This is a genomic window from Bacillus solitudinis (assembly GCF_002797395.1).
GTDB lineage: Bacteria > Bacillota > Bacilli > Bacillales > Bacillaceae_D > Halalkalibacter_A > Halalkalibacter_A solitudinis.
The window spans coordinates 1,260,030-1,285,074 of the sequence record NZ_KZ454943.1; the positions used below are offsets into that span (position 1 = coordinate 1,260,030).

The 25,045-nt window shown below is 38.2% G+C and carries 25 protein-coding genes and 1 tRNA gene; 5 read left to right on the forward strand and 21 right to left on the reverse strand.

Annotated elements, in window-relative coordinates; genetic code table 11:
* Positions 1 to 279: 279 nt before the first annotated feature.
* The 7 genes from CEF19_RS06125 to CEF19_RS06155 all read right to left on the reverse strand — a co-directional run bounded on the left by CEF19_RS06125 (position 280) and on the right by CEF19_RS06155 (position 8,129).
* Positions 280 to 352 (reverse strand) — tRNA-Ala (locus CEF19_RS06125).
* A 119-nt stretch (positions 353 to 471) separates the two neighbouring features.
* Positions 472 to 1,227, reverse strand: coding sequence for a response regulator transcription factor (locus CEF19_RS06130; protein WP_100405268.1), 756 nt, complete (start codon positions 1,225 to 1,227; stop codon positions 472 to 474).
* Between the two features lie 11 nt (positions 1,228 to 1,238).
* The gene (locus CEF19_RS06135; protein ID WP_198510251.1) at positions 1,239 to 3,071 is read right to left on the reverse strand and encodes a cache domain-containing sensor histidine kinase; all 1,833 of its coding nucleotides are present in this window, start codon (positions 3,069 to 3,071) and stop codon (positions 1,239 to 1,241) included.
* A 66-nt stretch (positions 3,072 to 3,137) separates the two neighbouring features.
* Positions 3,138 to 4,196 carry a TRAP transporter substrate-binding protein gene (locus CEF19_RS06140; protein ID WP_100405270.1) on the reverse strand — a complete coding sequence of 353 codons (1,059 nt, stop codon included), beginning with the start codon at positions 4,194 to 4,196 and terminating at the stop codon, positions 3,138 to 3,140.
* A 115-nt stretch (positions 4,197 to 4,311) separates the two neighbouring features.
* Entirely contained in the window at positions 4,312 to 5,607 is a 1,296-nt protein-coding gene (locus CEF19_RS06145; RefSeq protein ID WP_100405271.1) for a TRAP transporter large permease, read from the reverse strand.
* Positions 5,608 to 6,105, reverse strand: coding sequence for a TRAP transporter small permease (locus CEF19_RS06150; RefSeq protein WP_100408228.1), 498 nt, complete (start codon positions 6,103 to 6,105; stop codon positions 5,608 to 5,610).
* 212 nt (positions 6,106 to 6,317) lie between these two features.
* Complete coding sequence (locus CEF19_RS06155) at positions 6,318 to 8,129, reverse strand: sensor histidine kinase (protein ID WP_100405272.1); 1,812 nt, start codon at positions 8,127 to 8,129, stop codon at positions 6,318 to 6,320.
* A 195-nt stretch (positions 8,130 to 8,324) separates the two neighbouring features.
* Between CEF19_RS06155 and CEF19_RS06160 the strand changes: the two genes are divergently transcribed.
* Positions 8,325 to 9,338: a potassium channel family protein gene (locus tag CEF19_RS06160; protein WP_100405273.1), complete on the forward strand. Its 1,014-nt coding sequence runs from the start codon at positions 8,325 to 8,327 to the stop codon at positions 9,336 to 9,338.
* Positions 9,339 to 9,444: 106 nt separating this feature from the next.
* Here the strand turns inward: CEF19_RS06160 and CEF19_RS06165 are convergent, their stop codons facing one another.
* The 4 genes from CEF19_RS06165 to CEF19_RS06180 form a co-directional block, all read right to left on the reverse strand.
* Positions 9,445 to 10,134: a rhamnogalacturonan acetylesterase gene (locus CEF19_RS06165; RefSeq protein WP_100405274.1), complete on the reverse strand. Its 690-nt coding sequence runs from the start codon at positions 10,132 to 10,134 to the stop codon at positions 9,445 to 9,447.
* Positions 10,135 to 10,229: 95 nt separating this feature from the next.
* Positions 10,230 to 11,366 (reverse strand): MFS transporter, encoded by a 1,137-nt coding sequence (locus CEF19_RS06170; protein WP_100405275.1) that lies wholly within the window; start codon positions 11,364 to 11,366, stop codon positions 10,230 to 10,232.
* Between the two features lie 148 nt (positions 11,367 to 11,514).
* Positions 11,515 to 11,937: a YugN-like family protein gene (locus CEF19_RS06175; protein ID WP_100405276.1), complete on the reverse strand. Its 423-nt coding sequence runs from the start codon at positions 11,935 to 11,937 to the stop codon at positions 11,515 to 11,517.
* Positions 11,938 to 12,070: 133 nt separating this feature from the next.
* Positions 12,071 to 13,417: a glucose-6-phosphate isomerase gene (locus CEF19_RS06180; RefSeq protein ID WP_100405277.1), complete on the reverse strand. Its 1,347-nt coding sequence runs from the start codon at positions 13,415 to 13,417 to the stop codon at positions 12,071 to 12,073.
* A gap of 422 nt (positions 13,418 to 13,839) precedes the next feature.
* On the opposite strand from CEF19_RS06180, the gene CEF19_RS06185 reads away from it, so the two are divergent.
* Positions 13,840 to 14,067 carry a DUF378 domain-containing protein gene (locus CEF19_RS06185; protein WP_088103944.1) on the forward strand — a complete coding sequence of 76 codons (228 nt, stop codon included), beginning with the start codon at positions 13,840 to 13,842 and terminating at the stop codon, positions 14,065 to 14,067.
* Positions 14,068 to 14,134: 67 nt separating this feature from the next.
* On the opposite strand, the gene yugI is transcribed toward CEF19_RS06185, so the two are convergent.
* From yugI to CEF19_RS06215, 5 genes are all read right to left on the reverse strand, one after another.
* Complete coding sequence (yugI, locus tag CEF19_RS06190) at positions 14,135 to 14,569, reverse strand: S1 domain-containing post-transcriptional regulator GSP13 (RefSeq protein ID WP_100405278.1); 435 nt, start codon at positions 14,567 to 14,569, stop codon at positions 14,135 to 14,137.
* A 257-nt stretch (positions 14,570 to 14,826) separates the two neighbouring features.
* Complete coding sequence (locus CEF19_RS06195; protein ID WP_100405279.1) at positions 14,827 to 15,978, reverse strand: DEAD/DEAH box helicase; 1,152 nt, start codon at positions 15,976 to 15,978, stop codon at positions 14,827 to 14,829.
* 13 nt (positions 15,979 to 15,991) lie between these two features.
* Complete coding sequence (gene thiM / locus CEF19_RS06200) at positions 15,992 to 16,774, reverse strand: hydroxyethylthiazole kinase (protein ID WP_100405280.1); 783 nt, start codon at positions 16,772 to 16,774, stop codon at positions 15,992 to 15,994.
* Between the two features lie 538 nt (positions 16,775 to 17,312).
* Positions 17,313 to 18,494, reverse strand: coding sequence for an aminotransferase (locus CEF19_RS06210; protein WP_198510252.1), 1,182 nt, complete (start codon positions 18,492 to 18,494; stop codon positions 17,313 to 17,315).
* Positions 18,491 to 18,988: an Lrp/AsnC family transcriptional regulator gene (locus CEF19_RS06215; protein WP_100405282.1), complete on the reverse strand. Its 498-nt coding sequence runs from the start codon at positions 18,986 to 18,988 to the stop codon at positions 18,491 to 18,493. The genes CEF19_RS06210 and CEF19_RS06215 overlap by 4 nt, the downstream gene beginning before the upstream one ends.
* A 123-nt stretch (positions 18,989 to 19,111) precedes the next feature.
* Between CEF19_RS06215 and CEF19_RS06220 the strand changes: the two genes are divergently transcribed.
* Entirely contained in the window at positions 19,112 to 19,681 is a 570-nt protein-coding gene (locus CEF19_RS06220) for a cysteine hydrolase family protein (protein ID WP_100405283.1), read from the forward strand.
* Between the two features lie 80 nt (positions 19,682 to 19,761).
* On the opposite strand, the gene CEF19_RS06225 is transcribed toward CEF19_RS06220, so the two are convergent.
* Both CEF19_RS06225 and CEF19_RS06230 read right to left on the reverse strand, forming a co-directional pair.
* Positions 19,762 to 20,235: an S-ribosylhomocysteine lyase gene (locus CEF19_RS06225; protein ID WP_100405284.1), complete on the reverse strand. Its 474-nt coding sequence runs from the start codon at positions 20,233 to 20,235 to the stop codon at positions 19,762 to 19,764.
* Positions 20,236 to 20,317: 82 nt separating this feature from the next.
* The gene (locus tag CEF19_RS06230) at positions 20,318 to 20,731 is read right to left on the reverse strand and encodes a hypothetical protein (RefSeq protein ID WP_100405285.1); all 414 of its coding nucleotides are present in this window, start codon (positions 20,729 to 20,731) and stop codon (positions 20,318 to 20,320) included.
* A 107-nt stretch (positions 20,732 to 20,838) separates the two neighbouring features.
* Here CEF19_RS06230 and CEF19_RS06235 point away from each other — a divergent pair, with 107 nt between their 5' ends.
* Together CEF19_RS06235 and CEF19_RS06240 are read left to right on the forward strand one after the other, a co-directional pair.
* Positions 20,839 to 21,669 (forward strand): YihY/virulence factor BrkB family protein, encoded by an 831-nt coding sequence (locus tag CEF19_RS06235; protein WP_100405286.1) that lies wholly within the window; start codon positions 20,839 to 20,841, stop codon positions 21,667 to 21,669.
* Between the two features lie 72 nt (positions 21,670 to 21,741).
* Entirely contained in the window at positions 21,742 to 22,014 is a 273-nt protein-coding gene (locus CEF19_RS06240) for an HU family DNA-binding protein (RefSeq protein ID WP_100405287.1), read from the forward strand.
* A gap of 130 nt (positions 22,015 to 22,144) precedes the next feature.
* Here the strand turns inward: CEF19_RS06240 and CEF19_RS06245 are convergent, their stop codons facing one another.
* From CEF19_RS06245 to CEF19_RS06255, 3 genes are all read right to left on the reverse strand, one after another.
* Complete coding sequence (locus CEF19_RS06245) at positions 22,145 to 22,579, reverse strand: RDD family protein (RefSeq protein ID WP_100405288.1); 435 nt, start codon at positions 22,577 to 22,579, stop codon at positions 22,145 to 22,147.
* A gap of 165 nt (positions 22,580 to 22,744) precedes the next feature.
* Positions 22,745 to 23,359, reverse strand: a complete 615-nt coding sequence (locus CEF19_RS06250; protein ID WP_100405289.1) for a hypothetical protein — start codon at positions 23,357 to 23,359, stop codon at positions 22,745 to 22,747.
* A gap of 106 nt (positions 23,360 to 23,465) precedes the next feature.
* On the reverse strand, positions 23,466 to 24,785 hold the full coding sequence (locus CEF19_RS06255) for a Na+/H+ antiporter family protein (RefSeq protein WP_100405290.1): 1,320 nt from the start codon (positions 24,783 to 24,785) through the stop codon (positions 23,466 to 23,468).
* Positions 24,786 to 25,045: the final 260 nt, after the last annotated feature.

Below are 25,045 nucleotides of genomic sequence, written 5' to 3' on the forward strand. Positions count from 1 at the left end.
AGAGGAACCAGAATCCGTTTGGTTGATCTGGTGGTTCTTCATTCCGCTATTCTCTACAAACCCCTCGTTTGAAGCTTTGTTTTGGTTCCTCGTTCCGTTATTTGTCTTTTTTACCCTCTTATTCGATTGATTTTGTACTTTTAACGGAAACAGAATCCCTTTCGCCTTTTTTGGAAAGCTTTTTTTCCATTTAGCGGAAACAGAATCCTTTTTGCTGATTTGCCTAACCATAAAAAAACAATTCATTTCTGGTTAAGCCAGAAATAAATTGTTTTTTTATGGAGCATAGCGGGATCGAACCGCTGACCTCTTCGCTGCCAGCGAAGCGCTCTCCCAGCTGAGCTAATGCCCCTAATTAGTGTCGACTTATACATCAGACAATAGAAATTATATCACTTTATGGAGCTTCCTTGCAAGTGAATTTAAACGCAGAAGTTTCTGTTATATTATCACTTTTGTATGGTCTGCGTTTTACTTTGATTCTTTTCGAAATTCGGAAGGGGTTTTGTTACAAAGTCGTTTAAAGGTATTACTAAAATAAGCGATATCGTTATAGCCTATTCGCTCAGCAATTTCGGAAATTCTCAGGGACGTTGACTTTAATAGCTTTTTGGCTTCCTCCATGCGAAGTTGCATCACATAGTCTACAAATTTCATTTTCTTTTGCTCTTTAAACAATTGACTTAAATAGCTGGGGTTGAGATGGACAGCCGAAGCAGTCTCTTGAAGAGACACCTCTCTAGGCATTTTCTCATGGATATACGCCATTACATGTTCAATTGTAGAACGTTCTTCTATCGGAATCACCACTTTGGGAGCGAGCTGAATTTTCTGTTTTACTTGGTCTTCCTTAAAACGAAGTACCTCCTTCATTTTCTCTAAACAAGCATGCATATCTTCAACCATGACGGGTTTAAGTAAATAGTCTCTCACCCCTAGTTTTACCGCCTGTTGGGCATATTGAAATTCATCATGTCCACTAACAATAATTATATCAATTTTGTATTTGTGTTCATGAAGTGAACGCGCTAACTGCAAACCATCCATTACTGGCATATGAATATCTGTGATTACAAGATCAACTTGATGATCCTTTATATAGTCTAACGCTTCCAATCCATGAGAAGCTTCAAATACGACTTCAAATGGTAAATCGGTTCGCTCAACAATTTTCTTAAGTGAAGCCCTGACCCATCTTTCATCATCTGCGATTACTACCGAATACATAGAAGCCTCCTTTATATTACTACTTGTTGAAGCGGAAGGAGAATCATTACCCTAGTTCCTTCTAATTTCTCGCTATTTATCGTAAGCCCATAATCACTCCCGCACAAGTGTTCAATACGCCGGTGTACATTCACCACCCCGATTTGTGATCCACCTTGTGTAATATCTTTATACTTCAAATTATAACGAATCTCTTGAAGACGTTGAATAGGTATTCCAGGCCCATTATCTTCAATCTCAATAATAAAATTATCTTCTCCTTCACTTTCTATGTAGATACTTATCCGAATTAGTGTTGTCTCAATACTCGGATCGACCCCATGATGAACACAATTTTCAATAATTGGTTGTAAAGAAAATTTCGGTATTCTTTGCTCCAATGCCCATTCCGGAATATTGATTTCATAGTCTAAACGATCTTCAAATCGGTATTTTTGTATTTGAAGGTAAAGCTTACACACTTCAAACTCTTCTTTAATTGGAATCATTTGTGCCGATTTCTTCAGATTATATCGTAATAGCCTTGATAAAGCTGAGCTCATTGAGGCGATGTCATCCATGTCTTTTTCAAGAGCCATCCCTCTAATTGTTTCTAAAGAATTATATAAAAAATGCGGATTCACTTGAGCTTGGAGAACATGTAGCTCGATTTCTTTTTGACGTAGATTCATTTCTGTTTCTTTTAATTTTGTATGATAAATTTCATCTAACAGTTGCTTCAAGCGAAATACCATTCTATTAAAGCCTAAGTATAAGGAACCAATTTCGTCCTTTGATTCAACGTCAAGCATCTCATTAAACTCGCCTGATTCAACCTTTTTCATATGTCGTTGTAATCGTTTAATCGGACGAATAATACTTGATGCGAACCCAATGCCAATTATATAGGCAATCACTAGAGTTATTATCGTCACAATAAATATCGTCCGACGAATAACATGACTTCCTTGTGTAAGCTCATTGTATGGCACTAAAGTGAGCATTGTCCATCCCAAACTAGCTGAATACCGATACGTTAAAAGTTTTCTTCGTTCACCCTCCACCACAAAAGAACCATTTTCTGTTTCTAAAATAGTTTTTAATGGTTCAAAGGCAGCTTTTACTCCGAGAGCGCGAACATCTGGATGATACACATAATGCCCTTGAGAATCTAATATGCTCATATACCCCGTTTCACCCATTGTGACCATTGCTGTTATTTCACTAATCCGATTAAAGTTAACATCAGTAATAATCATTCCAATAGGCTTCAGTGTTCTCGGACTATGTAATCTTTTAACTATCGATATAACTGGTTCTTTTCTGTCTTGATACTGAACAAATCGACTAATCATCATCGAGTCTCCGTTACGAGGAACATCTTTATACCAATATTCATTTGTTAAACTCTCCGCTGATGTATATGTTTTTATACCCATCGTATCAATCACTTGGAGATCGTCTAAAATAACGGTAATCCCTGTAATATCTCGGCGTGAGTAAGCAGCTTGATAGAGAACCTGCTGTACAGACCTTCTAATCCCACTTTGCTTAATTTCTTCTGGGTCTTCCATCGCCAAAAATGTATTCATATCAGGATGATTCAAAATACGCAACAGGGAAATATCAAAATCTAAAAAATAATATTCCATGTTTTTTGCCACTTGCTCAATTATTTGCCAACTGTATTGCTGTGCTTCTTCTTCTAATACTTTCGTAGACTGATCATACGCGAAATAACCGACTGCAATCATTGGGATAATGACAAGATGGCCAGAATAAACAAGCATTTTTATTGTTAACGAGTAATCTCGAAGTAGTAATACATGAAAACATTTCTGTGCTCGTTTAATCCATGACTTCATAGTTTCACCCACTAAAAAAGATAAAAGAAGAGACTCCGTTTGAGCCCCTCCCTCACCCATATTTTCTTAATTTCTTGCTGCCTCAATGGCATCTAATACTTCGCCATATTCAGCTCGGTACTTATCGATAACTGGGACAACTGCATCTTGCCATGGTTTAATGTCTGTCACTTCTGTAATTGTAGAACCAGCTTCTCGAACAGCTTCTTCGGATTCTTTTTCGTAACGATTCCACTCTTCGATTTGGTATTCAATCGACTCTTTGGCAGCTTCTTGAATGATGGCTTGGTCTTCGGCATCTAACTTATTCCATGTCGCTGTACTTACTAAAAGAACCTCAGGAACACGTTGGTGTCTATCGACTAAATAATATGGTGCCACTTCGTAGTGCTTTGATGAAAAGTAACTTGGGTAATTGTTTTCAGCCCCATCAATAACGCCTGTTTGTAGTGCACTATACACTTCGCCATAAACCATTGGTGTTGCATTAATCCCTAAGGCAGACATGATTTCAATATTTACTTCATTTTGAATCACTCGGATTTTCTTCCCTTTTAAATCTTCAAGACCACTTACTGGATCCTTAGTATAGAAACTACGTGAACCTGGGTCAAAATAAGCTAACCCTTTCATATTTGAATCTTCTAAGCTTCCTAATAGCGATTGACCATTTTCACCATTTAAGTAGTTCCACATATGCTCTTGGCTATCAAAGATATATGGAAGACTGAAAACGCCAAAATCCTTATTAAAGCTCCCTAAAATTCCTGAGCTAACACGCGTAAATTCAATGGCCCCTAATTGTACTTGCTCGACAACAGCCTTTTCTTCTCCTAATTGCGCGGAAGGAAAGATATCAATTTGAATACGTCCATCTGACTTTTCATTAACTAATTCCGCAAAACGAATATCTCCTAATGTTGTTGGATAATCCGGTGCATGTGTTTCTGCCAAACGGAATGTGTAACTCGGCTTCGTTTCTTCTGCAGCTTGCTCCGCTGGCTCTTCGGTTGCTTCAGTTTCTGATGGTGCCTCATTAGAGCTTTGTTGTCCTCCACAGGCTACTAAGATAGCCATAAGTAATGCGGTAACTGCTAGACCAAAGATCTTTTTAAACTTATTCATAATTAATCTCCCCTTTTTAGTAAATTGGAACTGTTATCAGTATAAATGAAAGCGCTTTTATTTGTAATATTGTAATTTTTATATAAATTTGTGTTTTTTTTAGCTGTTTTAATTTTTAATTACCTAGTAGGTTTGGTAGGAATAATACAACTTGTGGTACATACGTGATAAGTAGTAATACACAAATCATAACTAGATAAAACGGGAAGAGTGCTTTACTCGTCTTCCAAACCGAGGTTTTTCCTATCGCACAACCAACAAATAACACGGTTCCCACTGGTGGTGTCAGTAGACCAATACCTAAATTCAAAATCATAATAATTCCAAAATGAACGGGATCGACACCAAGCTCGACCACCACAGGGAACAAAATGGGGGTCATGATTAAAATTAATGGTGCCATATCCATTGGTGCACCAAGAATCAATAAAAGAACATTAAGCATGAGTAAAATTAAAATTGGATTGTCCGTAAATCCTAAAAATGAATTCGTCACCATACCCGGAATTTGTAAGTAAGAAATCACCCAACCAAATGCCCCAGATGCAGCAATTAAAAACAAGACCATTGCGACAGTACGAAATGTTTTCTTTAAAATGATAACCGTATGTGACAATGGGATATCTTTATACACAAAGAATGTAATGATATAGGCATAAACACAAGCAATCGCTCCTGCTTCTGTGGCAGTAAACCAACCGCTAAAAATCCCCCCTAAAATAATAACACCCATCATCATCGAAAGTAAGCCTTCCTTAATGATTCGTGGAACCTCTTTTAGAGGAATCGGTTCACCTTTTGGATAATTACGCTTTTTAGAAATAAGATACGTTGTTGTCATTAGTGCAAATAATAAAATTAAACAAGGAATAATACCTGCCATAAAGAGGGCTGAAACGGAAACTCCACCTGCTGCAACTGCGTACAAAATCATATTATAACTTGGTGGCATCACCACACCTTGTATTGCAGCGGCAGTTGTTAAGCCTACAGTAAATTCAGGATTATAGCCTCGCTTTTTCATCGCTGGAATTAATACCGAACCTACCGAGGATGCATCGGCAGCAGCGGAACCAGATATATTTCCAAACATCATACAAGCGACACAAGTTACGAGACCGAGTCCACCACGTACTGCTCCGACACAAAGCTGGGCAAGATTAATTAGTCGTGTAGCAAGACCGCCTTCACTCATAATCGCTCCTGCTAGAATGAAGAACGGAATCGCCATAAGAGTATAAGAATTCAAACTATTAATCATTCGTTGTCCAACCACAATCCAAGGGACATCTAAATACATAATCGTTATTAACGCAGACCCTGCAATCGTTATCGCGATTGGAAAGCGAAGTAAAAGCATCGTAATAAAACTTACAGCTAATATAATTGTCGCTATCGTTGTTATAGCCATTTACTTTTCCTCCTCCAAGCTCTGATGGCGTCTTGTATCAATTCCTAAAAGTTCTAGTATGCTGTAAACACAAATCATCACTCCTGTAATTGGCATAACAACGTAGTAAAGACTATTCGTCCAGCCTGTGGCAGGTAACGTTGTGTTTAACTGCTCGAGAGTGAATCGCCAACCATTAACAATTAAATAGAAACCAAAACCCAAAATACAAATCGCAATCACTTTATCCCATATTTTATTGAATCGTTCTCCGAATAAATTAGTTAATGCATCCATAGCAATATGAAACTTTTCTCTAAACCCAATGGCAATTCCCATGAAAGCGAACCAAACCATGAGTAGTAGAGTGACTTCCTCTGACCAAAAGAAAACGAAACTAAATAGTTTTCTCGTAATAACCTGCATCGTTACAATTAACGTCATGGATGTTAATGCAATTAAACAAATCCATTCAAAAACAGAATCGATTGTAAGCGCTATTTTTTTAAGTGTTTTCAAAATTATCCCCCCCAATAAGGTTATTCCTTTTCTTCTAATTTCATTGTAAGGGTTTTCATTTAATTTATTAACGCTATCGATTTTAGGAAAATTTGTGTTTTTTTTAGGTGTTAAATAAATTGATAGACTCTCCATTTAAATGGCATGTTTTTAAACCCTCCAAAAAAGCAGGGTAGCCCCACCGCTGTCTTAACGGTGGGGCACCTTTTCTATTAATTTCGAGTAATTGGGAGTATGATACTAACGGTTGTCCCCTTACCTATTTTGCTAGAGAGTCTGAGGCCATATTGTTCTCCAAAATGCTGGCGAATTCGTCGATGAACATTCATTAATCCAATATGATTAGTGTTCAGTTCCTGATTATCTATAGCAAGCAAAGCCTTAAGCTTTACAAGTTTTTCTTCATCAATACCTGGACCTGTATCTCTGATTAGGATTTCAAAGCTTCCTCCATTTAACTGCTCGACATCAATTTGAACTCTAGTAATTCCTGTATTGATTTCGGTGCCATATGCTAAAGCATTTTCTATTAATGGTTGAAGCGAAAACTTTGGAATTTGTTGTTCTTTTACCCATTCAGGTATATCGCTCGTGTAAATTAGTCGTTCATCGAAACGATATCGTTGAATGCTTAAGTATAGCTCTACGATTTCAATTTCATGTTTGAATGGAACCGTCTTAAAATCACCTTTTATGTTATAGCGTAGAAGCTTCGCAAGAGATCCTGACATATTAGCGATATCTTCATTCTCTTCATAAAACGCCATGCCTCGAATCGTATCAAGTGAATTATAGAGAAAGTGCGGATTTATTTGTGACTGTAGCATTTTTAATTCTGTTTCTTTCTGGCGCAAATCCATTTGTGTTTCTTTTAACTTAGCTATATACATATCATTTACTAAGATGGCTAATCTTCTTACCATTTTGTTGAATCCTAACGTTAATCTCCCTATATCATCTGTTGAGGTTATTTTCGCTCGTACGGACAAATCACCAATCTCAACCTTCTTCATGAGCTTATTAAGGCTTTGAATTGGTTTTACAACACTAGTAACTAAGATGATTGCAATAATGAATCCAAAGATAATCGATGTTAAGGTGACAAAGAGGGTGAGCTTTTTGATATAATTCATGCCTCTTGTCAATTCCTGATATGGAACAACTCTCGCAAAGTGCCAATCTAAAAAATCACTATTTGCATAGGTAATAAAATGTTTCTTTCGTTCCGTCGTCAAAAAGGAACCGCTTTCACTATTGATTAAATCTTTTATTTCATGGTTCGTCGGCTCCTGTCCGATGTTAGCGACATCTGGATGATAAACATATCTTCCTTGATTATCTACTATAACTAGATAACCCGCTGCACCTCTTCTATTTTTAGCCGCCACATCATGCAGTCTTCGATAATTGACTTCCATCACAAGCATTCCATATGGAGCCAAGGAATGTGGATTGACTAGTTTTTTTACGATAAACAGATAAGGATCTTTTTTCCCATTCGTGTCAACGACTCTACTGATAATTTGTGACTTTCCATTCGTAGGGATGGTTTGAAACCAGTTCTCCTCTCGAAAAGTTAAAACGGCTTCATGAATGTCACGTTCATTGGAGCTAATCATATGAAGGTCATCGAGAATAAGCGTGATATTTGTGATGTCACTGCGCGAATAAGACACATTCTTTAAAACATTTTGGACTCTTCTTCTTACTTCACTTTCTTCGACCTCTTGATTTATTCCCATTCTCAAGAAATCAACCGTATCTGGATGGTTAATCATTTTTAATGTATCAACCTCTAAATCTCTTAAATAGTCCTCAATATAGATTTGTACTTGCCCAATGATTTGAAAGCTATACTGTCTAGCTTCTTCTTCTAACATCTTTGATGAATAGTGATAGGAAAAATAACTAACGAGCAAAATTGGCATAACAACTAAGACACTGAAAAAAACAAGCATCTTGGTCATTAAAAACTGATCCCGAAGTAGAAAATACTTCATGAAAGACTCACGCATTGTTTTCATCTCTTGAGCTCTCCTTACCAGAAATCCTGAAATACCTTGCTAACAATCGAGGATAGCTCCCTTTTTTAATTATATAGAAACCGAAGAATATTTCCTCAACTGTTTTTGAGGTTGCTCATTATCCTTGACCCTCATAAGGACGGTTGACACTTCCACACAATGTCCATACTGATAAAAAAGCTAAGGGAGAAAACGATGATACACTTTTTTGTGATAAGAGCACTCATCCAACGGATTCCATTTATTCTCAGGCTTTTGCTCATTGTTATCGGAATTGCTTCTGTTATTGGATCAATCATTCATTTGCTTGAGCCGAAGCAATTTCCATCTTTATTTGATGGCATTTGGTGGGCGATTGTAACGGTCTCTACGGTAGGCTATGGAGATTTCGTCCCTGTTTCTACATTTACACGTTTGATTGCAATTGCATTAATTTTTATCGGAATTGGGTTTATGACACTACTTGTCACTTCTTTCGCTACATCTGCAGTATCTGCTCAGCAATTACTTCGAGAAGGGGGCTTATCTTTCATGGGGAAAGAGCATGTGATTATTATTGGTTGGAACGAAAGAAGCAATCATGCTATTCAAAACTTACAGAAAGAGAAACCGATGCAGTCTATCGTTCTAATTGATGAAACGTTGGAGCAACTTCCCACAAGCATTTTTCACAGGCACCTTCACTTTATCAAAGGCAATAGTTCTGAAGATACTGTTCTAAAACAAGCGAATATCGGTTTTGCTTCTAGTGTGTTAATTACTGCTAGACACGAGGGTAGTGAATTTTCAACCGATGCCCGTTCGATTCTAACAACATTAGCTGTGAGAAGTCATAGTCCTAATACTTATATCATTGTTGAAATTCTTACAAAAGAACAAATGGAAAATGCACGACGAGCTGGTGCTGATGAAATCATTGCATCAACAACTTTAACGGGGGCAGTTTTAATCAATAGCTTGTTATACCATCATTTGAGTGATGTTTTAGATGATTTATTAAAATTCGACAAAATTAATCAGCTAATTTTTTACCCTGTGAGGACGGAACTTGTAGGTTTGGCCTTCTCAGACGTCATGTCTCACCTTTATCATGAACAACTTCTACTTATCGGACTAAAGCGGGATGAAAATATTCTCCTTCATCCAGAAGGATCCTTAATCGTTAAGACAGAAGATGAGCTTATCGTCATTAAAAAAATAAACAACTAATGGCTAGACGCCTTAACTAAAGGCCACTGACAAAAGGGGAAAACCAACCTTTTTCAGTGGCCTAGCTTTAACTCTAATAGAAATAAACTTAATCCTATACCTTCCTTCACTTACCTATAATGTATGTTGTTAACGGTAAATCAACTTCCTTTAGTCCTTCAATGACCAATTCAGTTACCTTTCTTGCACCTCGTTCATGAAAATGTGTATCATCCTCTATTCCATCAGGGTAATTTGGGTGTTCATTTGGTTGAAACCAAACAAATAGGGGTTTCGTCTGATCTGCACCGAGCGATTCTAGTAACCTTCTAGTCTTCATACGCAAGTCTACAAACGGCACCTCAAGCTCTTCTGCGAGCTTTTGCATCGCCTTTGGATAATCACCATGTGTTTCATCTAACGTGCCATCCTCTTGAAACTTGCGACGTTCAACCGAGCTAAACAAGATAGGCGTCGCTCCAGCATTTCGTGCAACTTCGATATACATCTTTAAATATTCTTGATAGGTTGTGAAAGGTTCGGTTCCTCTTTCATCTGTTTTCTCATCGTTATGCCCAAATTGAATAAATAGATAATCTCCTTGCTTAATATCCGAAGCAATCTCATTAAGTACACCTTCCTTAATAAAGCTTTTTGAGCTCCTGCCATTAATCGCCTTATTTCGGATGATAACTTGTTCAGAAAAATAGGTTCCAAGAAACTGTCCCCAGCCGGCCATTGGCGCTGCCTCTTTAACATAATTGGCAACTGTAGAATCACCTGCAAGAAAAATGGTGATTTTTTGTTCATTTATCATATTGGTTCCCCCTTAATGTTAACGTTATCATTAAGATACCTCGTAAGATACTTGCGGGCAAGCATACTTTCTTGCATAAAGTATCTTCATTGCAGCTATTTAATGCTATGTCTTTGTTTAAGTAGAGTTAAAAAGCAAAGTATGGCACCGACAAACGTAATGATGCTACAGAGGATATAGGTCGTGGGTGCACCAAAGTTCCCCATAAACCAGCCTCCACCAGCACTACCAATCATTCCGCCTAACCCAACAATGACTGCAATAAAGAAAGTTTGACCTGTTGCTGTAATCTCCGGTGGGACGATTTTCGTCACAAGAAATAAAGCAGGAACAATAAAGACAGGAAAAACACCATTTAAAGCTTGGAGGTAAATGAGTGTCGAAGGATCTGGGAATAGACCATACAATAGCCATCTTAATGAAAATAATACTGCACCTATACATACTAGAGTAAGCTCGCGATATTTTTTCAATAGCCATGCAACAATAATAAATACAGGAGAAGAGGCAAATGCCGCTATCATCCACGAAAATCCAATTTGTGATTCAGTCGCTCCTAAATCTGATAAATAAATCGAAAACAAACTATCATTTAAGCGATGTGCCATAAAAACAATTAGCCCTAGAAATAAAAACCAAACATAACCCTTATTTGAGAAAAGTTGTTTAATAGATTTAAGAGAAATAGGTACAGTACCTTTTGTTCGGTCATCCTTCAAGAAAAACGCTACGATCAATGCACAAATAATAATCGTCCCGTACATAAATCCGAGTTTCTCAATTCCCAAAATGCCAATAAGCGTACCTATAATTACTGACGCGGTCCCCACACCGACATCGCCCCATAACCGAATTAAGCCATAGTTTTTATTATGTTTTTTTGAATAGGCAATGGTTATGTTTTCAGTAAGGGGCCCCGTTGAGCTTTTAAAAAAGTTGAGAATGATAAAAAAGGTCAACAACATATAAAATGAATTCACTGAATAATAAATAACACTTATTACTAGAGAAATCGCTAACAAACCAATTAGGACTTTTTTTGTCGATTTAATTTTATCACTAACATACCCGAATAATGGCTGGCCAATAACAGCAATGACAGAACCCATCGCGATAACCAATCCAATTTGCTCAGTAGAGAGACCTTTCCCTTTTAAATATAAGGGCATAATTACGCCCATGACAGCAAAGGAGGAAAAGAGAAGAAAGAAAAACAATGATAAACGAAACATAAGGAGACCCCTTTATAAACTTAGTTAATTTATCAAACAAAGTAAGCGCTATATTATCTTATCTTACTAATGCAATTCCTTCAATAGCCTAATCTTTTATGTTGATAAAAACCCCTTTTTCTTGTTAACGTCTCATTGTTTTTCTAACTCAATAAAGCAAGGTTAATTCTAGCTCTTGAACCAAACTGTTAGCGATTGTCATAAATTTAGGATTGATTTTAGCATCTTTGTCAATTGGCTCTTGAAATTGATTAAAGGTGCTATTGTACCTCATACTCACTAATCCATTTAATACATCAGGATTATCATCGAGATCATCTTGATACTTGTGATTAAGTAAAAACGGCTTACCTAGTTTAACCATAACCCCTCGTTTATCGAGTTCGCCATCTACCGCTTGAAAGGGAAGGCGCAAAAATGTATATCCATCTTTTTCATCAATTTTATAATCAAAGTATCCATGGTCATAATCCCAATTTCCACCGATTGCATAGCCAAGTGGCTTAAGTTTTTCTTCTACGGCTTGTAATTTAAATTGTTGACCAACCACCTGTGAATCTAAAGGAAGCATTCTTTATCCACCTTTCTAAAGTACTTGGGTTTAGTGTGGCCTAGTCAAAGTTTCTTTATGTAGAAAAGAAAACTCCCATTCTAAAAGTGAACGGGAGTTTTCTAAAATTAATCAATAAGCCTTATATTAATTTCTATAATCGTTTTTCAAGTTCAGCTTTTTCAGCTTCAAACCCAGGCTTACCAAGTAAAGCAAACATATTCTTCTTATATGCTTCCACACCAGGTTGGTCAAACGGATTAACACCAAGGAGATAACCGCTGATACCGCATGCTTTTTCAAAGAAATAAACAAGATAACCGAAGTGGTACTCATTTAATTCAGGCACATTCACAATTAAATTTGGGACATCCCCGTCTGTATGAGCAAGCATCGTACCTTGGAACGCCTTTTTATTAACGAAATCCATCGTTTCACCAGCTATATAATTAAGACCGTCCAAATCATTTTCTGCCTTTTCAATAATCACTTCTTCACGAACGTTCTCAACATTAATAATTGTTTCAAACAAATCACGACGTCCTTCTTGAACATATTGTCCCATAGAATGAAGGTCTGTTGAGAAATCAACCGATGCCGGGAAAAGTCCCTTTAGGTCCTTTCCTTCACTCTCTCCAAATAATTGCTTCCACCACTCCGAAACGAAATGTAGAGAAGGCTCATAATTAACCATTAATTCAATCGTTTTCCCTTTTTTATAAAGAGCATTGCGAACAGCTGCATATTGATACGCTTCATTCTCTGCAAGGTTTGGATTGCTAAATGCTTCACTTGCGTCAGCTGCACCCTTCATCATTGCTTCAATATCAAGACCGCTTACAGCAATCGGAAGAAGACCTACTGCTGTTAATATAGAAAAACGTCCACCAACATCATCTGGGATAATAAAGGATTCATACCCTTCTTCATCCGCAACCGTTTTCAACGCACCTTTTTCACGGTCAGTTGTAGCGTAAATACGCTTTCGTGCTTCATCTTTTCCATATTTCTTTTCAAGGAAATCCCGGAAAATACGGAAAGCAATCGCAGGCTCTGTCGTTGTACCAGATTTAGAAATAACATTGACTGATACATCTTTTCCTTCAAGGATAGTAAATAAATCTTTTACATATGTAGAGCTAATATTGTTCCCGACAAAAAACACTTGGGGGGTTTTTCTTTCTTCCTTTGTGAGAACATTATAAAAAGAGTGGTTTAACGCTTCAATAGCAGCACGCGCTCCTAAATAAGAACCACCGATACCAATAACGAGTAATACATCAGTATCACTTTTAATTTTTTCTGCAGAAGCTTGTATACGAATAAATTCTTCCTTATCGTAAGCTTTCGGTAAATCAATCCAACCTAAGTAGTCACTTCCAGCCCCAGTTCCATTATGTAGAGCATCATGAGCCGCTGTTACTGCACCTTGTAAATAATCAATTTCATGTTGTCCGAAAAAGGATAACGCTTTCGAGTAATCAAAATGTAGTTTAGTCATGCTTAATCCTCCTTAAATATTTTCTCACTTACTTACATTAATGTATGAAAGAAAAAGAATCAAGCTTACAAACTTAGAAAATAAACAAATCTTCCACGCTCTCCCTTAAAATCTTCATAACGTGTCATATGTTTACAGCTTAAAAATCCTCTTCCTATAAATTAATGAAGATAATGTGAGACGTACTTCGTGATCAAATTCAAAAAAAAAAAAAGAAAGTCTCTTCCTCTAATATTGAATTTTAACCACAATATATTGATTCTCTATCGCATCGTAAAAATCCTTCCAATCTATTCCTCGCATAGTATAAATTGCCCAAATAGTAATTCATGTATATTTCAAGGGTATCCGTCTCATTCTATAAGAGAAGCACACCCTCACATCGATGGTTGTGCAAATCCCTTATAACGGAGGTGAAAGGTGTGAGTGGTATTCAACGTACGGCACTTGTTCTAGCCATTATCGGTGCAATTAATTGGGGTCTAATCGGTTTTTTCCGTTTTGATCTTGTAGCAGCCATTTTTGGTGGTCAGGCAGCTGGCTTTTCTCGTTTTATCTATGCCATTGTTGGTCTAGCAGGCTTATACTGCATCTCAATTCTATTCAAACCTGATGAAGAGCTAGAGCGTGTCCCAGAAACACAACGATAATTATTTATCAAGAGACATCTCTTGTTTCAAACGGAAAGAGCACCCAGTTGGGTGCTCTTTCGCTTCTTTATTTCTTTGCACGTTTGTTTAAATCAGCTTGAATTTCATTTGATTGCTTTAACCATTCTTTAAGCTTATCTTCTAACGTGTTAAAGCCTTGTTGTGGCTGTTGTTGTTGTTGTGGCTTACGGTTTCCACCGCCACCGCCACCGTAACCGCCTGTGCTACGTGGTTTGCTAGGACGTGCAGGACGCTCTGGAGCTTCTTGAGTCGCACGGATTGAAAGTGAGATTTTTCCAGATCCCTCTTCAACAGACTGAATTTTAACTTTTACTTCATCCCCTACTTTAAGGACATCATTAATGTCCTTAACGAAACCGTGAGCTACCTCCGAAATGTGTACTAAGCCTTGTTTTTGGTCGTCAATCGCCACAAATGCACCAAAAGGCTTGATTCCTGTTACTTTTCCTTCTACTATGCTTCCTACTTCGTAATTTGCCATTCTACATACATCTCCTAACATTTTTTTAACCTTTTAATATTAACATAGGTTTTGCCAATACGCAAAAAACAGTTTATAAAAAAATATTCCCCTTAAACTGGCGGTTCAAAACTTCTTTATTCTAAGTCTTCATCCTATCCACTCACAGATAACCAAAAGCGTATCTATTACTTTTTCGGAGGACCCAAAAATATTTAATATTTATAAAAAAAAAACGATGACTAGGTTGTCATCGCTCTCCTGTTAAGATGGTATGTTTACTGTCTAGCTTCTTTTTTTGTAAGTTGACCATGTGTTAATATTCGTTCCTCTAGCTTTACTCCAAGATCTCGCTTATATTTAATCAGTTTGTACTCATCTTTCGGCTCAATAAACGTTACAATCGTTCCTGGCTTGCCCATACGCCCCGTTCTACCTGCGCGATGTAAATAACTATCAGGACTTGCTGGTGGATCTAGTTGGATAATATGAGTAACATCCTCAATATCTAGACCCCTTGCAGCTACGTCGGTAGCCACTAAAATATGAATATCTCCTTTTCGGAACTGTTGTAGCGCATGCTCTCGTTCATGTTTTGAACTATCAGATGACAACGACAACGCTTTAATCGCCCGATATTGTAACTTTTCTGTGGTTTCTGCAAGTTTTTCGAGTTGATTAACAAATAAAATGCCTTTTTCAATTTGTTCAGCATGAATTAATTTTCTTGCCGTGTCAATTCTCTCTCTTCCACTAACTCGGATATAAAGATGTTCGACCTGCTCTGTTTGCAGAAGACCGCCCTCCGCCTCCAATTGGACAACAAATGGTGCGAAATCAGCCACTTGTTCAGTGAAGTTTTTCGGAATTGTTGCGGAAACAAATAAATACTGCTTATTTCTTCCAATCCGTTTCGCAATTTGTTGTAAGGCTTCCCATGATGGCCTCTCTCCCATCATTCGGTCTGCTTCATCAACGGCAACTACACTAACCTCATGAATTTTTAACTTTTTCAATTCAATAAGCTCTAATAATCTTCCAGGTGTCCCAATTGCAACTTGAGGCTTTTGTTTCTTTAACTTTTCTAACTGTCTTTTCACATTAGCTCCACCAATAAACGACCCAATTTCAATCGGTTGACCTTCCGTTAATCTCTTGGCCACTTCAACAATTTGCATGGCAAGCTCCTGGGTCGGTGCAAGAATCATCGCTTGCAAGCCTTTATTTGTCGCATCAACTTTTGCTAAGGCAGGGAGCAAAAATGCAAGTGTCTTTCCTGTACCCGTTTGCGAACGAGCAATAATATCTTGTCCCGTCAGTGCCTCTGGAATCATTTTTGTTTGAATGTCAGTTGGATCGGTAATCTGCTGTTTTTGTAACGCTTCAACTAAATAACTAGGTAAATTTTCAGTACTAAATAATGTGCTCATGTCATTCCTCTTTCTATCGTTGGTCTCTCCGTAATTCTCTCACGTTTTCATCCGTTAATCTTCCTAAATAATCTAAAAAGGAGTGCTGAAATGAACCTAGACCCTGTTCATTTGTTTCAGTAAAAGCTTGTTCCCCAGCAATCCCAAAAAATGCAACCGCATCTGTAGCCGCATTTAGCATATCGTTCCTACGAACTGCTACGAACGTGGCCACCACAGCACCTAACAGGCATCCTGTACCAACGATTTTCGTTAGCCAAGGATGACCATTGAAAATAGTGTGGGCACGCTCGCCATCAGTTATGACATCGACTTTTCCTGTAACAACAGCAATGCAATGGAATTGATTGGACGCCTGCCTCGCTAGTGCAACCATGTCACCTTCAAGCGCACCATCTACGCCTTTTACTCGAACCGTCTGACCAACGAGAGAAGCGATTTCTCCAGCGTTCCCTCTTAGAACAGCCACGTCTACCTCATTTAATATTCGTTTGCTCATTTCCGTTCGAAATGTTGTTGCACCGGATCCTACAGGGTCTAGTACAACAGGTACTCCCGCTTTGTTTGCGGCTTGTCCTGCAAGAATCATGGCGTCAATTTGCTCGGTAGACAAAGTGCCAATATTTAATAGTAATGCACCTGCCATACTTACCATTTCAACGACCTCTTCTTTCGCATAAGCCATCACAGGTGATGCACCAACCGCCAACAACCCGTTCGCTGTAAAATTAGTTACAACAACATTTGTCATGCAATGAATAAGTGGATTTTCACGTTTGATTTGAGACAGCCCCATATATAACCAACCCTTCTTCACTCTTTCATTCTAGCCTCTTATTTATACTCGTATGAAAATCTTACCTTTTTTTGAGGTAGAAAACAAATATCATCTATTTTTAAAAGAGTGTATAAACAACAATATTCCGGGGATAATGGTTGATACAATCGTATTCCCCCCTAATCCAGCAAGAGCTAAGCTCTTGCTATTTTTTTTAGAAAAACTGGAATCGGCCAGATAACCTCACTAAATTTCTTCCCCCTCCAGCGTCTTACCGTGTATGAAAAAAGCGCTCCGGCCGATTCCTTAGTTTTTCTTAATCCCCAAATTCCCTGCTCTCTCACCCGTATTAAATGGTCATTCCAAGAAAAGCTTGCTTTTAATAGGGGGGCTAACCTCTTTTCCTCTTTCGCCACTCGACTGGAATCGGCCAGATAACCTCGCTAAATTTCTTCCCCCTCTAGCGTCTTACGCTTCGCTCAAAGCAACGCCTCCACTGATTGCTTAAGGGGTGTGCCACAAGGTCAAAACCGACCTTATAGCACACCCCCCCTTATCACTTATATTTCTTTAAAAACCGATTCATCCGTTTAACAGATTCCTCTAAGTTCTCCATTGATGTGGCATACGAACAGCGAATGTGACCTTCACCGCCCTCACCAAATACATGACCAGGTACGACAGCTACACGTTCTTCCATAAGTAGCTTTTCCGCAAATTGCTCAGAGGATAATCCCGTGCTTCTTATCGAAGGAAAGGCATAAAAAGCTCCTCCTGGCGTGTGACACGTTAAGCCAATCTCCGCAAACGACTTCACAAAGAAATTTCGTCGTTGCTTATACGATTGCTTCATTCGTTCAAGGTCGTCCATTCCACTTCTTAATGCTTCAAGCGCTCCAAATTGAGCCATAGTTGGCGCACACATAAGAGAATATTGATGGATTTTTAGCATAGCTGCTAATAAGTCTGGAGGAGCCATTACAAAACCAAGTCTCCACCCAGTCATTGCAAACGATTTGGAGAAACCGGAAATTAGAACCGTCCGTTCCTTCATCCCCTCGATTCGACTGAAGCAAAAATGCTCTTCATCATATGTTAACTCTGCATAAATCTCATCGGAGAAAACAATCAAATCATGACGTTCAGCTAATAGAGCAATCTCTTTCAGTTCCTTCTCCCCCATCGTAGCACCTGTTGGATTATTAGGAAAACATAGCATAATCGCTTTCGTTCGAGAAGTAACCGCCTTTTCAATTTGTGCTGCTGAGACTTGAAAATTATCGCTTATTTCTGTCCCCACTGGAACAGCAACTCCGCCAGCTAACTCGACAAGAGGGGCATACGAAACAAAACTCGGTTCGACGATAATGACCTCGTCCCCAGGATCCAAAATAGCTCGCATCCCAATATCAATAGCCTCACTCGCACCGACCGTCACTAAAATTTCAGTTTCAGGATCGTAGGTGACAGAAAATCGGTCGACCATATAGCCTGCAATTGCTTCACGTAATTCCAGTAAACCTGCGTTTGCGGTATATGAGGTAAATCCACGTTCCATTGATGAAATGCTCGCTTCTCGAACATTCCATGGGGTAACGAAATCAGGCTCCCCTACGCCTAGAGAGATAATATTTTCCATTTTGGAAGCTAAATCAAAAAAACGACGAATGCCCGACGGTTGAATCGCCTGAACACGCGAAGATAATCTTGAGCTTTTTTTCGTTGATGGTATCGTCATGGTGTCACCACAATCCTTCTATCTTCTTCTCCTTCTTCTCCAAACACAACGCCATCATGCTTATACTTTTTCAATTGAAAATGAGTCGTCGTTGAAATCACTGAATCAATCGTTGAAAGTTTTTCAGAAACAAATCGGGAGGTTTCCGACATCGTCTTTCCTTCAATTACAACCGATAAATCATAAGCTCCTGACATTAAGTAGAGGGCCTTCACCTCAGGAAAACGATAAATTCTCTTTGCTACTTCATCAAATCCAACACCACGCTGCGGCGTTACTTTTACATCAATGACCGCTGTTACATTTTCCCCTTCGCTTATTTTGCTCCAGTCAATGACAGCTGAGTAGCTCAAAATAACTTTATCTTTCTCTAGCTTGGTTAGAGTTGCTTTTACTTCCGCCTCTGTAGTGTTAACCATTTTGGCCAATGTCTGGATACTCGTTCGTCCATTTCCCTCAATAATTTGTAAGATTTCTACAGCTTTATTCTCCATCCTAGTGCCTCCCTGTCCTGTGCAAAATACGTATTCAGTTCATTTCGTCTATCATAACATATCCATACTTGTGAACGAATCTCCTTTATGAAATAATTTCTCTAGGGAGAGAGGAGGATTACGATGGAAATTCCAAGCAAAGGACATAAAACAGCGTTACTCATTATTGATATGATTAATGATTTAGAGTTTGAAGATGGAACTCTCTTATTCAATGATGCGTACCTTGCTGCAAAAGCGATTGCTAACTTAAAAAAACACGCGAAACAAAAAGGACTTCCCATTATTTATGTAAATGACAACTACGGAAAGTGGCAATCAAATTTCCGGCATATTGTTGATTATTGTTTAGAGAATGACGTCCGTGGAAAGCCGTTGGCAAAATTACTTGAACCCGCAGACGATGACTATTTTGTTTTGAAACCTAAATTCTCTGGTTTCTTTGCCACACCTCTTGATTTACTTCTGCAACATCTCCAAGTTTCTAACCTAATTCTAACTGGGGTTGCAGGTAATATGTGTGTTCAGTTTACAGCGAATGATGCGTATATGCGTGATTACAGTCTTTTTGTTCCTGAAGATTGTATAGCATCGAATACACCTGAGACAAACGCAGAGGCCCTGCATTTAATGAGGGATGTCTTAAAGGCCGATATTACACGTTCGACGGAAATGTCTTTTTCATATAAATAGTGATGACGTTTTTTCTTTTTATAAAAGAGAGGGGTGTCTCAAGGATTTACCCTATGCGACACCCCTCTCATTATCTTAAATTAAGCAAACACTTGCTTTAAAAACTCTTTATCCTGTTCTAACCAATATTTCATTAAACGTTTCGTTCCATCTAAATCATGAAGCTTTGCCTGACCACATTGTTTTTCAGTCGCAGCAGGAACTTCTGTCAATTCGATTGAATAGTTCATCGTCTTTTCTAACACATCGATAATTTCATCAACGGAAGGATTTCCACTCATAATTAAGTAAAATCCCGTTTGACAGCCCATTGGTGATAAATCAATAACGTCAAAATGGTCATAGTTTTCCGCAAATCGACGAAGATTTAGAGCTAATAAGTGCTCCATTGTATGAATCACATCAGGCTTCATCGCTTGTTTATTTGGTTGCGAAAAACGAATATCAAATTTATTTACTTCTCCATCTGTTCCGACAACATGCTTCCCACAATGACGAACATAAGGGGCTTTGACAATGGTGTGATCTAATTCAAAGCTTTCAACTGTTGGCATACATATTCACTCCTTCATTAGCAATTAATCAACCTCAAGTATAACGAAAATGAGTCGTTATGTCTAAGAATAATCGTTCCTCTCACTCTTTCTTTCCTCTTTCCGTTATTTGAGTGTGGATAGAATAGCGATTAGCAAACCGTCGAACTTCTTCCAAATATGTAGCTGGTTTGAAACGATGGAGTTTTAAGCGAAATCCTTGCTTCATTTGGACTAGAGCCATTGTTTTTTTGCCAATTGAAATAATATGTATTTTCTCAATATCCCTCGCTTTTACCATTCGCTTATGTAAACATTTCCCGAAAATCAAGATCTTAAAAGTTAGTGTATCTTCTTCTAGATGCAATTGGTAAACAACCATCATCGCAATAACACATATAAAAACAAGTACGTAAGATGCCACCATATAAATTGATTCTAGGATGTTACCGTATGTTAGTGCAACAATTGCCATCATCAACCAAAGAAACTTTGGTTCTTGTGCTCTGTAACTCAACTGACATCACTCCTTTCTTCTTCACATAAATATTATACACGAGTTTGATTATGATTAAAGAAGGGGAAAGATGAAACTATACATACATTTTCGAAAAGGATGATTGGATGAAACCATTTATGACACAATTCATACATCAACTAAAAACTGACCCTATTCCAGACTGGGCTGCGACTCTTGCTTACTTCTTTATGCTTTCAATTTTTCCACTGATGATTTTCATCGTTGCATTAATACCATATTTACAACTTGACGTTGAGCAAGTGAATGCCTTTATCGTAGATTATGTACCAGAAGAACTAGCCGATTTATTTACATCCACAATTATTGATGTTGTAAGCGAACCCCAAGGTGGTCTCTTATCAATTGGTATCATAGCCACCATCTGGTCAGCGTCTAACGGGTTAAATGCATTAATTCGCGCCGTGAACAGGTCCTATGGTTTTGAAGAAACAAGAAATTTCTTGAAACTGCGACTCATTTCGATTCTGATGACATTTCTGATGATAATTGTCATTGTAGTGACACTTCTATTACCTGTCTTTGGAGATTTAATTATTCATGGGATTGAGCGCTTGTTTTTCATCCCTTCTGAAACCATCGAACTCTTTCATAAATTAAGGTGGATTGTTGGTATCGGACTTATGACACTTATTTTAACACTAGTTTACTGGATTGCACCTAATGAGAAACTCAAAATTAAACAAGTACTAATTGGTGCAGTGACAGCGACTGTCGGTTGGCAAGTGATTTCTTTAGCATTTTCATTTTATGTTAGTAATTTCGGAAACTTTTCTGCCACCTATGGAAGCCTTGGGGGGGTGATTATATTAATGCTTTGGTTTTTTCTAACTGGTTTGATTCTCGTTATTGGTGGAGAAATTAATGCAACCCTCTACCAACAACATAAACATTTGAATCAGAAAAACCTAAGATGATGTATAATATATCGCATTTTGGACAAAGATGGTATCAGCGAACGTATGAAATCTATGAGGAGATGAATTTAGATGAATAAAACAGAACTTATCAATGGCGTTGCCGAACGTTCTCAATTATCAAAAAAGGATGCAGGGAGTGCCGTTAATGCTGTGTTCGATCTTATCACGGAGTCAATGGCCACAGGAGAAACTGTACAATTAATTGGTTTTGGAAACTTTGAGGTTCGTGAGCGTGCTGCCAGAAAAGGTCGTAACCCTCAAACCGGAGAAGAAATTGATATCGCCGCAACAAAAACACCCGCTTTTAAAGCAGGAAAACAGTTGAAAGAAGCTGTAAAATAAAAAAGGACCCTGAAAAAGGTGTGAATTTCACTTTTTTCAGGGTCCTTTATGCAATGAGCAGGGTCGTTGCATTCACTAAAGCCTAAGGCGCATCCCAAAAGTAAACACACTGGGATACCCCTTTCATTTCTTATGCTTCTTGATAAGGATTTGTTTCTACTGGCTTTTCGTACGTTACATAAGTTTTTGCAATCATATCATGGACGCCTCGTTTATCCTGACGAAATGCCACCATGAAGATACTTACAATATATGCAATCCCCAATGTGATGACATAGACAAACCCGGCAACAATATAGCGTAAAAGCATTGTACCAAACCCGACATTACTTCCATCCAACTTTACGATACGAATACCACAAATTCGTTTTCCAACTGTATACCCGTACCAAAAAACTGGCAGTAATAACGAATAGAGAATGTCGACAATTCCACTAAACACACTTTGACCGTCAGAATCTATACCAATTAATAAAGAGACTATCAGGACGGATAGCCCAACAATTAAACCATCTAAAATAAGTGCGCCAAGGCGAATCCAAAAGCCTGCAGGTCGCTGTACCATATTACTCACTCCTTTTTAATAACTTATAAACATCTTTCCATTATAAGCGTTTTTACTTATCAATGCACGTGCCCCACTAACGGTTATATGTATTGAAACAAAAAATCATCACTTCGAATGAAAAAAAGAGTGTTTAAAAGGCAGTTTCTGCCATCCTAACACTCTTTATGAACCTATTTGTATTTGATCAATTAGTAAAGTGTTTCCTTTGCTGACGAATGAAACAGAGATAGAAAGCAGATCATTGGAAGGGTAACCTAGCTGTCCAAACTGTTGTTGTGCATACACATCTTGTTCATGATAGAAATAAATAGGTATCTCAATGCCTTCCATCAAAATTCGGCCATTTTCTTCTTGCATTTTGACAATATCCGGATTAATAAGTCGTAACCCAGGGTTTATTACAGATTCACGAATGACATCATAATATTGACGGTTTCCTGAATAAAAGGAGCGATAATCACCTCTTTCACGAAGGTATAACTGGAAATCCTCCTTATAAACAAGCCGACTTTCTACCTCAACAAAAAAATCATTTTTAATTTGGGAGATACCCTTTTCTGTCATATACGGCTTAAGCAATTGATCGACTTCCTCTTTAGTTTGATATCGCTCATTATAAAACATCTCATTTTCCTCTGCATGGTAACGAAACAATTCCCCAACATCCTCTAGAAAATGATCATAATGATTAAGGACTTTCCCTTCATCAACTTGCGCTTTCTGACACCCCATTAGTAAAAGTGTTATGAGTACGACGCTAAATTTCCAGTTCCACATGATTCCCTCCGCACTTTTAGTCTAATTAATTAGACGGGAGAACATCCGGTAAAGTTTCAATTCAATGGAAATTTATAATGAAAATCAAACTTACCCTACATCTATGTCAAAGAACCATTGCTGCAATCCATCCAAATACGATCAGGGGAATGTTGAAGTGGAGAAACGTCGGAACACATGTATCCCAAATATGATGATGTTGACTATCAGCATTCAATCCAGCTGTCGGACCAAGTGTACTATCTGATGCAGGAGCACCCGCATCCCCAAGTGCACCAGCTGTACCAATAAGCGCAATAATCGCTAAAGGACTGAAACCAACAGCAAGACCTAACGGAACAAATAAAGTGGCGATAATCGGAATCGTAGAAAACGAGGAGCCAATCCCCATCGTAATGACAAGGCCAACAACAAGCATAAACAGAGCAGCCACCGCTCGATTGTCACCAACAATACCCGAGACGCTTTCGACCAATAAATCAACATGACCTGTTTCACGAATAACCGCTGCAAACCCCGATGCAGTTAACATCACAAAACCGATAAAAGCCATCATTTTCATCCCATCAGTCACAACGGTATCTGCTTCTTTCCATTTTAAAGTTCCGCTAAGCAGTAAGACAAAAATCCCCGCCATACCGGCTATAATCATTGAATCTGTTACTCTCTGAGTAATTAATGTCACAACAATTGCAGTCAAAGCTGCAATAAGTGATGCTTTAGTATATGCTTGACTCTCTATTGTTTCACCGATAAGTGGTTTATTCTCATAAATCCTTCTTTTACGATAGGTGACAAAAACAGCAACCAATAAACCGGTAACTAACCCTGCAGTTGGGATCCCCATTGCAAGTGGGATAGAAGAACGCTCAACCTCTAAACCGTTCACGGTCATATTATCGACAACAATTCCGTGAAATATTGCGCCAAATCCATAAGGCAAAAAGATATAAGGTGCAGTTAATCCAAAGGTGATAATAGAAGCAATGGCCCTTCTATCAACCCCTAACTCATTTAACACTTTCAAAATCGGTGGGATTAAAATTGGAATAAAGGCAATATGCACAGGGACAACATTTTGTGAAAAACATGAAACTAGTAAAATCACAAAGAAAATAAGTGCTTTTGATAGTTTTTGCTTTTTTGAATCACGATTCCTACCAACTAATTGAACAGCATATTTCACCATTACATCCGGAAGTCCAGTGCGAGCAATCGCCACAGCAAATGATCCTAACAATGCATAGCTTAACGCGACCGTCGCGCTTCCACCAAGTCCTTCACTAAACACAGAGATGGTCTGTTCAAAACCAAGTCCCCCTACCACCCCTCCAATCATTGCACCAATAATTAATGCCAGAACGACATGCACCCTAATAAGACTTAATACGAGCATGACGATAACAGCAATTAATACTGCATTCATGTCTATCACTCCTTAATCCTTTAACTTATTAAATCACTAATTCACTAAAACCAAACTATATTAAAATATCATTCTTATCTTCCTCTGTCAAACATACGCTTTAATGCATAAAAGCTTCAAAAACTTTGAAAGACTCAGTTAGAATCGTTAAAACAAAGTTGCGACTACAGCGTGCAGAGATTGACTTTATATGAGGCTACACAACGTGTTGGCTTGGTTTTTTTATCTCTAAACAAAAAAAGGGCACTGAAGAGGTTTTC

What these genes read in the sequence shown, in the direction of transcription:
- CEF19_RS06220 (WP_100405283.1), top strand. Translation starts at nt 19,112, where the DNA reads ATGGAAATTCCAAGCAAAGGACATAAAACAGCGTTACTCATTATTGAT.
- CEF19_RS06140 (WP_100405270.1), bottom strand. Translation starts at nt 4,196, where the DNA reads ATGAATAAGTTTAAAAAGATCTTTGGTCTAGCAGTTACCGCATTACTT.
- thiM (WP_100405280.1), bottom strand. Translation starts at nt 16,774, where the DNA reads ATGGGGCTGTCTCAAATCAAACGTGAAAATCCACTTATTCATTGCATG.
- CEF19_RS06240 (WP_100405287.1), top strand. Translation starts at nt 21,742, where the DNA reads ATGAATAAAACAGAACTTATCAATGGCGTTGCCGAACGTTCTCAATTA.
- CEF19_RS06145 (WP_100405271.1), bottom strand. Translation starts at nt 5,607, where the DNA reads ATGGCTATAACAACGATAGCGACAATTATATTAGCTGTAAGTTTTATT.
- CEF19_RS06180 (WP_100405277.1), bottom strand. Translation starts at nt 13,417, where the DNA reads ATGACTAAACTACATTTTGATTACTCGAAAGCGTTATCCTTTTTCGGA.
- CEF19_RS06175 (WP_100405276.1), bottom strand. Translation starts at nt 11,937, where the DNA reads ATGCTTCCTTTAGATTCACAGGTGGTTGGTCAACAATTTAAATTACAA.
- CEF19_RS06225 (WP_100405284.1), bottom strand. Translation starts at nt 20,235, where the DNA reads ATGCCAACAGTTGAAAGCTTTGAATTAGATCACACCATTGTCAAAGCC.
- CEF19_RS06235 (WP_100405286.1), top strand. Translation starts at nt 20,839, where the DNA reads ATGAAACCATTTATGACACAATTCATACATCAACTAAAAACTGACCCT.
- CEF19_RS06250 (WP_100405289.1), bottom strand. Translation starts at nt 23,359, where the DNA reads ATGTGGAACTGGAAATTTAGCGTCGTACTCATAACACTTTTACTAATG.
- CEF19_RS06255 (WP_100405290.1), bottom strand. Translation starts at nt 24,785, where the DNA reads ATGAATGCAGTATTAATTGCTGTTATCGTCATGCTCGTATTAAGTCTT.
- CEF19_RS06155 (WP_100405272.1), bottom strand. Translation starts at nt 8,129, where the DNA reads ATGAAAACAATGCGTGAGTCTTTCATGAAGTATTTTCTACTTCGGGAT.
- CEF19_RS06130 (WP_100405268.1), bottom strand. Translation starts at nt 1,227, where the DNA reads ATGTATTCGGTAGTAATCGCAGATGATGAAAGATGGGTCAGGGCTTCA.
- CEF19_RS06215 (WP_100405282.1), bottom strand. Translation starts at nt 18,988, where the DNA reads ATGGAGAATAAAGCTGTAGAAATCTTACAAATTATTGAGGGAAATGGA.
- CEF19_RS06165 (WP_100405274.1), bottom strand. Translation starts at nt 10,134, where the DNA reads ATGATAAATGAACAAAAAATCACCATTTTTCTTGCAGGTGATTCTACA.
- CEF19_RS06170 (WP_100405275.1), bottom strand. Translation starts at nt 11,366, where the DNA reads ATGTTTCGTTTATCATTGTTTTTCTTTCTTCTCTTTTCCTCCTTTGCT.
- CEF19_RS06160 (WP_100405273.1), top strand. Translation starts at nt 8,325, where the DNA reads ATGATACACTTTTTTGTGATAAGAGCACTCATCCAACGGATTCCATTT.
- CEF19_RS06135 (WP_198510251.1), bottom strand. Translation starts at nt 3,071, where the DNA reads ATGAAGTCATGGATTAAACGAGCACAGAAATGTTTTCATGTATTACTA.
- CEF19_RS06210 (WP_198510252.1), bottom strand. Translation starts at nt 18,494, where the DNA reads ATGACGATACCATCAACGAAAAAAAGCTCAAGATTATCTTCGCGTGTT.
- CEF19_RS06195 (WP_100405279.1), bottom strand. Translation starts at nt 15,978, where the DNA reads ATGAGCACATTATTTAGTACTGAAAATTTACCTAGTTATTTAGTTGAA.
- yugI (WP_100405278.1), bottom strand. Translation starts at nt 14,569, where the DNA reads ATGGCAAATTACGAAGTAGGAAGCATAGTAGAAGGAAAAGTAACAGGA.
- CEF19_RS06245 (WP_100405288.1), bottom strand. Translation starts at nt 22,579, where the DNA reads ATGGTACAGCGACCTGCAGGCTTTTGGATTCGCCTTGGCGCACTTATT.